4 protein-coding genes and 1 pseudogene are annotated in these 3039 nt (G+C 73.1%); 3 read left to right on the top strand and 2 right to left on the bottom strand.

Translation table 11 applies throughout. The features are described from left to right. From HUU95_RS12515 to HUU95_RS12505, 3 genes are all read left to right on the top strand, one after another. A partial coding sequence (locus tag HUU95_RS12515) for an aminotransferase class V-fold PLP-dependent enzyme (RefSeq protein ID WP_174280403.1) occupies positions 1-439 on the top strand: 439 nt, incomplete at its 5' end. After that, positions 436-1566, top strand: coding sequence for a cysteine desulfurase family protein (locus HUU95_RS12510; protein WP_174280402.1), 1131 nt, complete (start codon positions 436-438; stop codon positions 1564-1566). The genes HUU95_RS12515 and HUU95_RS12510, both read left to right, overlap by 4 nt. Further along, positions 1563-1871 (top strand): 2Fe-2S iron-sulfur cluster-binding protein, encoded by a 309-nt coding sequence (locus HUU95_RS12505; protein ID WP_174280401.1) that lies wholly within the window; start codon positions 1563-1565, stop codon positions 1869-1871. The genes HUU95_RS12510 and HUU95_RS12505 overlap by 4 nt, the downstream gene beginning before the upstream one ends. A gap of 18 nt (positions 1872-1889) precedes the next feature. Here the strand turns inward: HUU95_RS12505 and HUU95_RS12500 are convergent, their stop codons facing one another. Then, positions 1890-2213: a YbaB/EbfC family nucleoid-associated protein gene (locus HUU95_RS12500; protein ID WP_174280400.1), complete on the bottom strand. Its 324-nt coding sequence runs from the start codon at positions 2211-2213 to the stop codon at positions 1890-1892. Next, positions 2210-3039, bottom strand: a pseudogene (locus tag HUU95_RS12495) (DNA polymerase III subunit gamma/tau); the annotation flags it as partial. The pseudogene HUU95_RS12495 and the gene HUU95_RS12500, both read right to left, overlap by 4 nt.

The raw sequence follows: 3039 nt of genomic DNA, 5'->3' as shown, positions 1-3039 counted from the left end.
GCAGTTCCCGGGGCTCAACGTCGTCATCAACAACGCGGGGATCCAGCGCAAGGTGGCGCTGGCGGAGCCCGAGCCGCTGGACCGCTGGGCGAGCCTGCGGGCGCTGCTGGACGATGCGGTGACGCGCTCCGGAGGCGAGGTGGCGGGGGCTGCGAGCGCGCGGCACCCCGCCGTCGGGTCCTATCGGATGCCGGGCGTCGCGGCGGCGGCGCAGCTGATCCGCTTCGACCTCGCCGGCATCGCGGTGTCCGCGGGCAGCGCGTGCGCGAGCGGCAGCCTGAAGCCCAGCCACGTCCTCGCCGCGATGGGCTGGATCGAGACGGCCGGGCGCGAGGTGGTGCGGATCAGCTTCGGCCGCGACACGCGCGAGGCCGACGTCGATCGCGCGGTCGCCGCCTGGCGCGAGATCGCGCGCTCCACCCGCCGGTTCGCCGCGTGACCTACCTCGATTATCAGGCGACGACGCCGCTCGCCCCCGAGGCGCTCGACGCCATGCTGCCGTGGCTGCGCGCCGACCAGCCCGGGGGCCACGCCAACCCGCATTCCGCGCATCGCGAGGGCCGGCGTGCGAAGGCGGCGGTGGAGGTGGCGCGCGAGCAGGTCGCGGCGCTGTTGCCGCCGGGCGGACGCGTGGTGTTCACCAGTGGCGCGACCGAGGCGCTGAACTGGGCGATCAAGGGGACCGGCGGCGCGCTGGTCACGCTCGCGACGGAGCATGCGGCCGTGCTGGACACGGCGGCGGCCGAGGAGCGGGGCGGGCGGGACGTCCGGGTGCTGGCGGTCGGGCGGGACGGGTGTTTCGGCATGCAAGCGGCCGACCCGCTTCAGACAGGGGACAGACCCGCTGGCTGTCCTCCCGTTTCGCCCTTCGGCCTCGTCGCGGCGATGCTCGTCAACAACGAGATCGGCGTGGTGCAGCCGGTCGCGGCGCTGGCCGAGGCCGCGCATCGGGCGGACGCGCTGTTTCTGTGCGATGCGGTGCAGGGCTATGGCCGGGTCCCGATCCCCGATGCGGTCGACCTTGTCGCGATATCCGCGCACAAGATCCACGGCCCCAAGGGCATCGGGGCCTTGTGGATCCGAAACGGGGTCGCGCTCGCGCCGCTGCTGCACGGGGGAGATCAGGAGGACGGGCGATCGGGCACGCTCAGCCCCGCGCTGTGCGCCGGCTTCGGCGCGGCGGCGCGGCTGATGGTGGAGCGGGCGGACGTGGATGCCGCGCATGTCGAGGCGCTGTGGCGGGTGGGGATCGAGGCGCTGGGGCCGGGGTGGATCGTCAACGGCTCGGAGGAGCATCGCTATCGCGGCAACCTCAACGTCCGCCTGCCCGGCCTCGACGTCGCCCGGCTGACGAGCGACCTTCGTGACATCGCCTTTTCGGCGGGTTCCGCCTGCGCGAGCGGATCGGGGCGGTCGAGCCACGTGCTGCGCGCGATCGGACTGGGCGAGGCGGAGGCGCGCTCGTCGATCAGGCTCGGCTTCGGGCGCTACACGACCGAGACGGACCTCGCCGGGGCGATCGGCCGGATCGACGCCGCGGCGCAGGCGCAGCGGGTGGCGGCGTGAGGTTGTCGTTCGTCGCCGCCGACGGCACCCGGACGCCGACAGAAGGCCGCGAGGGCGAGCGTCTGCTCGACGTCGCGCAGCGCGCCGGCCAGCCGCTGGAGGGCACATGCAACGGCTTCATGGCGTGCGGCACATGCCATGTCCTGCTGGCGGAGCCGGCGCTCGCGACGCTGCCGCCGGCCAGCGCGGAGGAGGAGGATATGCTGGACCTGCTGCCCCACGCCACGCGGCGCAGCCGGCTGTCCTGCCAGGTCCGGCTTGTCGCGACGCTCGACGGCATGGTGGTCGAGGTGCCGGCGGGGTGAACGCCCGTCGGGGCGCCGTCAGAACGGCAGCTTGAACCCCGGCGGCAACGAGAGCCCGCTCGTCATCTTGCCCATTTCCCGATTCGACACCGCATCCGCCTTCGCCCGCGCGTCGTTGAACGCGGCCGCGACCAAATCCTCCAGCATCTGCTTTTCCGACACCACGAGCAGCGACGGATCGATGTCGACCGACACGATGCGGCCCTTGGCCGACGCCGTAACCTTCACCAGCCCGCCGCCGGCCGCGCCTTCCACCTCGATGGTATCGAGGGTCGCCTGCGCCTTCTCCAGCTCCGCCTGGACGTTCTGGGCCATCGCCATGATCTCATCGAGGTTCTTCATGATGCACTCCTTGTTGCGGTGTTGCCGCCCGGCCTTGCTGCGACATTCCCGTCCGGAACGCTCCAGCCTTCGAGTTCGGCCTCGGGAAAGGCGGCCATCGCCGCGCGAACCAGCGGACTGTCCAGCACCGCCTGCCGCTCGGCGGCGCGGCGCTCGTCCTCCTGGTCCTTCAGCGTCGGCGCACCGGGCTGGTCCGCGAACGACAGCTTCCAGGCGCGCCCCGCCATCGCCTTGAGCGCGACATGGAGGTCGGCCAGCGTATCCGCCGACATCGGCCGCGCGCCGCTGAAGACCAGCTCGGGCGGGGCGTAGCGCGCGACGCTCGCCGACTTCAGCCGGATGGCGAGCCCTAGCGAACCGCCCGCCTCCAGCGCCGCCACAAGGGCCGCGAAATCATCCGGAAAGACGGGCGCGGCGACGACCGGCACGGGGTCCGGCGGCGGAGCGGCCGGCACCGGCAGGACCGGCGGTGGCGCTGCCGCCGCCATGCCGGCACCGCCGGCGATCTGGCGCGCGAGCTCCCCCGGATCGGGCAGCGACGATGCGTGGATCGCGCGGAGCAGCGCCATCTCCGCCGCCTCGATCGGCATCGCCGCGCGCGCCACCTCGTCATGGCCCTTGAGGAACAGTTGCCACAGCCGGTGGAGCTGCGCGAACGACAGCGCGCCCGACCAGTCGACCAGCGCCGCGCGTTCTTCGGCGGGGTGCGCCGGGTCCGCCGGCGTGCCGACCTTGGCTAGCGTCACCCCATGCACAAGTTCCAGGAGCGCGCGGAGCACCGCGACGGGATCGACGCCGAGGTCGTACTGCCGCCGCAAGGCCGCCA

The organism is Sphingomonas bacterium (genome assembly GCF_903643065.1).
GTDB lineage: Bacteria > Pseudomonadota > Alphaproteobacteria > Sphingomonadales > Sphingomonadaceae > Sphingomonas.
This window is presented reverse-complemented; position numbering and strand designations above follow the sequence as displayed.